Raw genomic sequence first — 7,303 nt, 5'->3', positions numbered from 1 at the left:
AAAGAGAGTGGGACAGAAATCGGTAATTCGTTAGAATTCGATTTCGTCGTCCCACCTCCGCACAGTTGAGTAGGGCTGTAAAAGCTGATGAAATCAGCGTAGTAGAGCCCACTCAACCACTGCGTTTTGCTCGACAATCCAAAAATAATTGAGAGGCTAGGACTTTTGTCCCAGCCTCTTGACGGACCTTCCCACAGGATGGTTTAACCCAATTTATTATTGGCCATGATTTCATCAATAAAGCCATATTCAAGCGTTTCTTGTGCGCTCATCCAATTATCACGTTCCGCATCAGCATGCACTTTTTCAATGGATTGACCTGAATTTTCCGCAAGGATTTTTTCCAAGTTATTCCGTGTTTTGAGCAAGTGTTCTGCTGCGATCGCCATATCGGTTTGTTGGGTACCACCACCAGTACCACCCATTGGTTGGTGAATCATGTACTCGGCATTTGGCAACATGAAGCGTTTGCCCTTCGCACCGCTTGAAGCGATAATAGTTCCCATAGAAGCTGCCATCCCCATAACAATGGTTTGGACATCTGACTTGATAAAGTTCATGGTATCTACGATGGCAAGACCTGCAGAGACAGAGCCACCTGGGGTATTGATATACATATAGATATCTTTTGTATTATCTTGGGCATCCAAGAAGAGCAATTGAGCGATAATGGAGTTAGCCATTTGGTCCTCAACTGGTCCTGTTACCATGATAATTCGATCTTTCAACAGACGGGAATAAATATCGTAAGAACGTTCTCCACGACTGGTTTGTTCAATAACTACTGGAATCATCTATTCTTCTCCTTTAGCATCCATTCATTCTCACGATTCGTGAGGTTCAAAGTATATGTGCTATTATAAACTAATGGTCAAAAAAGGTCAAATCTTAAGCACCTTTCGAACTTATAATGAATGGTTTCTTTATTTGGTACCGAATAAACGGTCACCTGCATCTCCAAGACCAGGAACAATGTAGCCATGTTCATTCAAATGATCATCGAGGGCTGCTGTAAAGATATCAACATCTGGGTGAGCTTCTTGAAGAGCTTTCACCCCTTCTGGCGCTGATACCAAGCAGACAAACTTGATATGGCTAGCGCCACGTTTTTTCAAGGAATCAATAGCTAGAATAGCAGATCCACCCGTAGCAAGCATCGGGTCTACTACAAAGATACGACGTTGATCAATATCTTCTGGCAATTTCACCAAGTATTCAACTGGTTTCAAGGTTTCTTCATCACGGTACATCCCGATATGGCCAACCTTAGCAGCTGGTACCAAACTCAAGAGACCATCGACCATCCCAATCCCTGCACGAAGAATTGGGACAATAGCCAATTTCTTCCCTGCGATTTGCTTTTGAACGGTTTTAGTAATAGGAGTTTCAATTTCAACATCTTCAAGAGGCAATTCACGCAACACTTCGTAGCCCATCAACATAGCAATTTCATCTACCAATTCACGAAAGGCCTTCGTAGAGGTATCCGTGCGGCGGAGAATAGACAATTTGTGTTGAATCAGTGGATGTGTAATAACTTCTAATTTTCCCATTTTGAGATCCTTCTTTCTAAGCTGTTATTTTTCAAAAAAGAACTATGATAAAAGTGGAGTCAAGCTCTACTCTTTCTTTCAGTCCCTCTTTGATACTCACAGCACATGGAAATCTTCATTTCCAACTTTACATTCTTCTTATTATACCAAATTTTACAAAAAAAAGAGAGCCCTTACACTTAATTTTTTAAGTTCGGACTCACTCTTTCTATCAATCAATTACAACCATTCTTTGTATTTCTTAATATAGATACGTTTGACAACCGTCACACTCAGCATATAAAGGACGATAATAGCAAACAATAGAACAAAGTACAATCCATTTAGTTGGCTCAACTTCAAGATAGAAGCCAAAGGACTATATGGAAGGGAGGTTACAAAGAAGGCTGCTGCTAGGGTCGTCACCACGACTGAGAAGGCTGGACGACTTTGGATAAATGGCAGTTTTGGTGAACGCAACATATGGATAACCATGGTTTGAGACCACATGGATTCGATAAACCATCCAGTTTGGAACACCATGATAAAGGCTGCTGCATCTGCTGCTCCATGGTTGTAGCCATGACCTAAAATCATAGGAACAACAAGGAAGTAAAGAAGCATGTAGGTAATAATATCAAATACAGATGAAATGGGACCAATCCAGGCCATAAAACGCATGATAGAGTTTGCTTCCCAGATACGAGGTTTCTTGAGGAATTCCTTGTCGACATTGTCAAAAGGAAGGGCGATACAAGAAAGATCATAGATAAGATTGAGCACAATCAAATGAACGGGAGCCATTGGAAGGAAAGGCAAAAAGATGCTGGCAAAGAGCAGAGAAAAGATGTTCCCGAAGTTAGAAGAGACCGTCATCTTGATGTACTTGGTCATATTGGCATAGACCTTGCGGCCTTCGACCAAGCCTTTTTCAAGAACCATCAAGTCCTTATCTAGAAGGATGACATCTGCTGTTTCCTTGGCAATATCCACAGCGGTATCCACGGAGATCCCAACGTCTGAGACCTTCATGGATGGAGCATCGTTAATCCCATCTCCCATGTAACCCACCTTGTGGCCATTGTTCTTGAGACAGAGGATGATCCGCGCTTTTTGATCGGGTGATAATTTGGCAAAGACCGTTGTTGTTTCCACAACTTGTGCTAACTCTTGGTCAGTCATCGTATCGATTTCGCTTCCCAAAAGAATCCGCTCGACATCTAGTCCTACTTTTTCACAGACAGCTTGGGTGACCTTTTCATTGTCCCCAGTTAAGATCTTGGTGGTTACCCCATATTCTGCAAGAGCTTTGATTGCTGGAGCTGCAGAAGGTTTTGGTGGATCAAGAAAGGCAAGGTAACCAGTTAGGATCATGTCTCGTTCATCTTCAACACTAAAGATGTCATTTTCGTCCAAGTCGGTTTTGTAGCTAACACCCAAAACACGAAGTCCTTGTTCATTTAACTGAGCAACTTCAGCGAGGACCTCTTGACGAACTTCATCTGTCAGGCGTTTAATCTCTCCCTTGTACTCAACATAAGTCGATACAGAAAGCATTTCTTCCAAGGCACCCTTGGTCACCATGCTGACCACACCGTCTTCGTCTTTGACAATGACACTCATGCGACGACGTTCAAAATCAAAGGGCAATTCATCAATCTTATGGAAGGTTTGATCCAGGTCGCGAACAATTTCATGTTTCTTGGCTTCTTTCTGGGTCCGATTGATAATCGCTCGGTCCATCAAATTTTTTAGCCCGGTTTGGAAATAGGAATTCAAGTAAGCCCGACGAAGAACTGATAGATCCAATTCGCCATGGATATCAAGCGGATACTCCAAAACGATTTCATCTTGGGTCAAGGTTCCTGTCTTATCAGTACACAAAATATCGATAGCCCCAAGGTCTTGGATGGCATTGAGTTTTTTGATAACGACTTTTTCTTTTGCCATGATGATAGAGCCCTTAGCAAGACTCGCTGTAATAATCATCGGCAGCATTTCCGGAGTCAAACCAACCCCAACGCTGAGGGCAAAGACACCCGCTTCTAACCAGTCACCATCTGTGAGGCCATTGATCACAAAGACAACGGGCACCATCACTAACATGAGCCGAATCAAGAGCCAAGAGATGGTATTCATTTCTCTCTCAAATGAGGTTGGTTCGTCATAGGTGTTGATGGTTTGCTCAATGGCGCCCATCATGGTTTCATCCCCCACGACCAAGACCAAGGCTGTCGCCCGTCCGGAGATGACATTGGTCCCCATAAAGGCCAAACTTTCACTTTCCAAAAGACTATCTAGATTTTGACTGTCGGCTTTTCTGAGACAAACCTTTTCAACAGCATCACTTTCCCCTGTGAGACCAGATTGTTGGACAAAAAAGTCACGTGAATCGATCAAGACCACATCTGCTGGAATCATATCGCCGGCACTTAGTTTGATCACATCTCCTACGACGATTTCATCGATCGGAATTTCTTGTTCCGATCCATCACGCAGAACGGTCGCTGTATTGACAATCATACGTGATAAGTTGCTAGCTGCTTTGTCGCTCCGCAATTCTTGAATGAAGCGGATACCACCAGAGATCAAGACCAAGGTCACAATGATGATGGAGGTCGTTGGATCCTGTTCACCTGGTTTTGCTAGCCAGACATTAGTGATGAAGGAAACCAGCGCAATGACCAACAAAATCACCGTAAAAGGATTGATGATCGATTCGTAGATCTTTTTGATCATAGAATCTTCTTGACCTTTTGTGATGACATTTTCGCCATAGGTATCGCGGTTTTCTTCTACTTGATCGTCAACTAGACCAAGGGCACTGGTTTTGTAGGTGGCAAAGGTGGTTTCAAGTGGTTCTTGAAGAGCAGTAATGAATCTTTCTTTATTTGTTTGCATTGGTATCTCCTTTTTCAATCAGGAGCCAATCACTTTTGGAGTCCCTACGACACAAATCAGCGATTGGCTGGCTCGGTGCGGCTCGGGATGATCGTCGATTTGTATCATAGCTCTCTCCTTTCACTTTTCTTGGTAAGGCATAAAAAAGAGTCCTACCCTCGATCGGTAGGACTCATGAAACTCATCATTTATTTTTTAATCAAAACTCTTAAAAAATTGACCGTTCAAGCTTTAGCTCCGCAAGGCAATGAAATGAGCTTAGTCTTGACCTTTGCGATCAGGACTGTTGACCAACGAGTAGTGTCTCCACTGCTTTGCGGTAGTCATCCGTATCCTTGTGGTAGCCTCACCTACCGTATTTCGAGTTTATTTTACTCCTTCACTTACAGAAAGTCAACACTTATTTGTGAAAAGTATCAACTAAACGTTTGGTAATTTCTTCAATAAGAGAGAAAGGAGCCGCTACATTAAGGCGGGCGTGCAAGGTTCCTTCTTTTCCGAAATCTGTTCCACGGTTCAAAATCAATTTGGCTTGGTCATGGATTCTAGCATGTAGCTCATCATCGGTATAAGGATAGGCTGAAAAGTCCAACCAAAGAAGATAGGTTCCTTGGGGCTTCATGACTCGGATATTGGTCTTTTCCTGCAATTCATCTACAACATAGTCAATGTGTTTTTCAAAGACTTGCTTGAGCTCTGTCAACCAAGGTTTGCCATGGCGATAAGCTGCTTCTGTAGCAATATAGCCCAAGCCTGAGATTTCATGTTGGTTATTGGCCAATTGCCGTTGTTTAAAAGCTGTGCGAAGCTTTGGATTTTCAATAACCACATAAGAATTTTTTGTTCCTGCAATATTGAAAGTCTTGGTCGCACTGGTTAAGATCAAGCTAAAGTCTTTAAAGCTTGGGTCAACTGTGTTAAAGCTGATATGACGATGGCCAAACAAGGCCAAATCTTGGTGGATCTCATCTGAAACGAGTAGGACCCCATGTTTATGGCAGAGGTGACCGATTTTTTCCAAGACCTCACGATCCCATACACGGCCTCCAGGATTGTGCGGATTGCACAAAACATAGAGTTTAACCTCTTGCTCCACAATATCTTTTTCCAACTGATCAAAATCAATTTGAAAAAGTCCGTCTTTTTCGATCAACGAATTTTCGATCAATTTTCGACGATTGAGCTTAACGCTTCGTGCAAACGGAGGATAGACTGGTGTATTGATTAAGACAGCATCCCCTTCCTTGGTGAAGGCTTGAATGGCTGTTGAAATAGCTGGCACAACACCCTCGATAAAGACGATCGCTTCCTTGTCAAAGGAATAGCCGTGCTCATTTTTTTCCCAATCAAGGATAGACTGGTAGAGGCTATCTGAGGCATAGGTGTAGCCGTAGACCATTTGGTCAGCATAGCCAATTACCGCTTCTCGCACTTCTGGAATGACGTTAAAATCCATGTCCGCGATCCAAGCCGGAATGATCTCTGGATCCGTCTCTGTCTCTTTCCACTTATAGGTATGGTGGGTCAAGCGATTGGGTAAAGTCGTGAAATCATATTTGGTCATCTTAAGCCTCCAATGCTTGTTTCAAATCGTCAATCAAATCATCCGCATCTTCGATTCCGATAGACAAACGAAGCAGGTCATCTGTCAAGCCGTATGAATGACGAACCTCTGCAGGGATATCTGCATGAGTCTGAGTAGTCGGATAAGTGATCAAGCTCTCCACTCCACCCAGACTTTCTGCAAAGGTAAAGACTTGAAGAGAATTTAAAAAATTAGGAATTTTTTTCTCATCTTGAATTTTAAAGGAGACCATCCCCCCTTTTCCAGTGTAGAGAACTTCTTTAACCTGAGGTGCTGTTTTCAAGAATTCGACCACCTTGCGAGCATTCTCTGTCGAGCGCTCCATCCGGATCGAAAGCGTCTTGATCCCACGGATCAACAGATAGCTGTCAAATGGGGAAAGAACAGCACCGGTCGTGTTCAAATTGTAAAAGAGTTGGTCATACAGGTCTGGATCATTTGTCACGACAACACCAGCCAAGACATCGTTGTGACCAGCTAGGTACTTGGTTGCTGAATGAAGAACAATATCAGCACCCTCTTCAATTGGGCGTTGGTAAATAGGGCTATAGAAGGTATTATCCACCACGACTTTGGCACCTTTTGCATGGGCCAATTTCGCTAAATGAGCAATATCAAATTCCAACATCAATGGATTAGTTGGTGTTTCAATATAGAGGACATCTACTTGATCCTTTTCTAGGTATTGGAGCAGTTCTTCTTCTGTATTGGCATAGGTAAAAGAGAAGCGGCCTTCTTGCTCTTGTTGGTTAAACCAGCGGAAAGAGCCTCCATAAAGGTCACGAACGGCTAAGACTTTTGTACCAACGGGGAAAATGCTAAAAGCAAGCACAATCGCTGACATTCCAGAACTTGTCGCCAAAGCATAATCTGCACTTTCGATAGCTGCCAAAGTCTTCTCAGCTGTTGCGCGTGTTGGATTTTTTGTACGGGTATAGTCAAAACCTGTAGACTGACCAAATTCTGGGTGTTGGTAAGTTGTTGAAAAATGCAACGGAGTCGTCAAAGCTCCCGTCGCTTGATCTGACTTGATTCCTGCCTGTGCCAAAATCGTATTGATATTGCGTTTTTTACTCATATTGCCCTCCAATAATCAATTAATCTAACTGCTTACTATTTTATCACTATTATGAGGAGAGCGGTTTTCCCATTTTCAAGACCTAGCTATAGTTTCAAACTATAAGAAAAGAGAGTGGGACAGAAATCGTTAATTCGTTAGAATTCGATTTCGTCGTCCCACCTCCGCACAGTTGAGTAGGGCTGTAAAAGCTGATGAAATCAGCGT

At 42.9% G+C, this 7,303-nt stretch carries 5 protein-coding genes and 1 riboswitch; all 5 genes read right to left on the bottom strand.

The features are described 5' to 3' along the window. Nucleotides 1–203: 203 nt before the first annotated feature. Nucleotides 204–794 (bottom strand): ATP-dependent Clp protease proteolytic subunit ClpP, encoded by a 591-nt coding sequence (gene clpP / locus I2F76_RS10495; protein ID WP_021153673.1) that lies wholly within the window; start codon nucleotides 792–794, stop codon nucleotides 204–206. Between the two features lie 129 nt (nucleotides 795–923). Continuing rightward, a complete protein-coding gene (upp, locus tag I2F76_RS10490) occupies nucleotides 924–1,553 on the bottom strand; it encodes a uracil phosphoribosyltransferase (RefSeq protein ID WP_003005574.1) in 630 nt (209 codons plus the stop codon). Between the two features lie 219 nt (nucleotides 1,554–1,772). Beyond that, complete coding sequence (gene mgtA, locus I2F76_RS10485; protein ID WP_195487823.1) at nucleotides 1,773–4,433, bottom strand: magnesium-translocating P-type ATPase; 2,661 nt, start codon at nucleotides 4,431–4,433, stop codon at nucleotides 1,773–1,775. Nucleotides 4,434–4,641: 208 nt separating this feature from the next. Then, nucleotides 4,642–4,798: riboswitch (M-box (ykoK) riboswitch) on the bottom strand. A gap of 35 nt (nucleotides 4,799–4,833) precedes the next feature. Next, complete coding sequence (locus tag I2F76_RS10480) at nucleotides 4,834–5,997, bottom strand: MalY/PatB family protein (protein ID WP_155172324.1); 1,164 nt, start codon at nucleotides 5,995–5,997, stop codon at nucleotides 4,834–4,836. 1 nt (nucleotide 5,998) lies between these two features. Then, on the bottom strand, nucleotides 5,999–7,096 hold the full coding sequence (locus tag I2F76_RS10475) for a cystathionine gamma-synthase (protein ID WP_195487822.1): 1,098 nt from the start codon (nucleotides 7,094–7,096) through the stop codon (nucleotides 5,999–6,001). Nucleotides 7,097–7,303 lie beyond the last annotated feature (207 nt).

It is taken from the genome of Streptococcus parasanguinis (genome assembly GCF_015557775.1).
Classification (GTDB): domain Bacteria; phylum Bacillota; class Bacilli; order Lactobacillales; family Streptococcaceae; genus Streptococcus; species Streptococcus parasanguinis_AA.
This window is presented reverse-complemented; position numbering and strand designations above follow the sequence as displayed.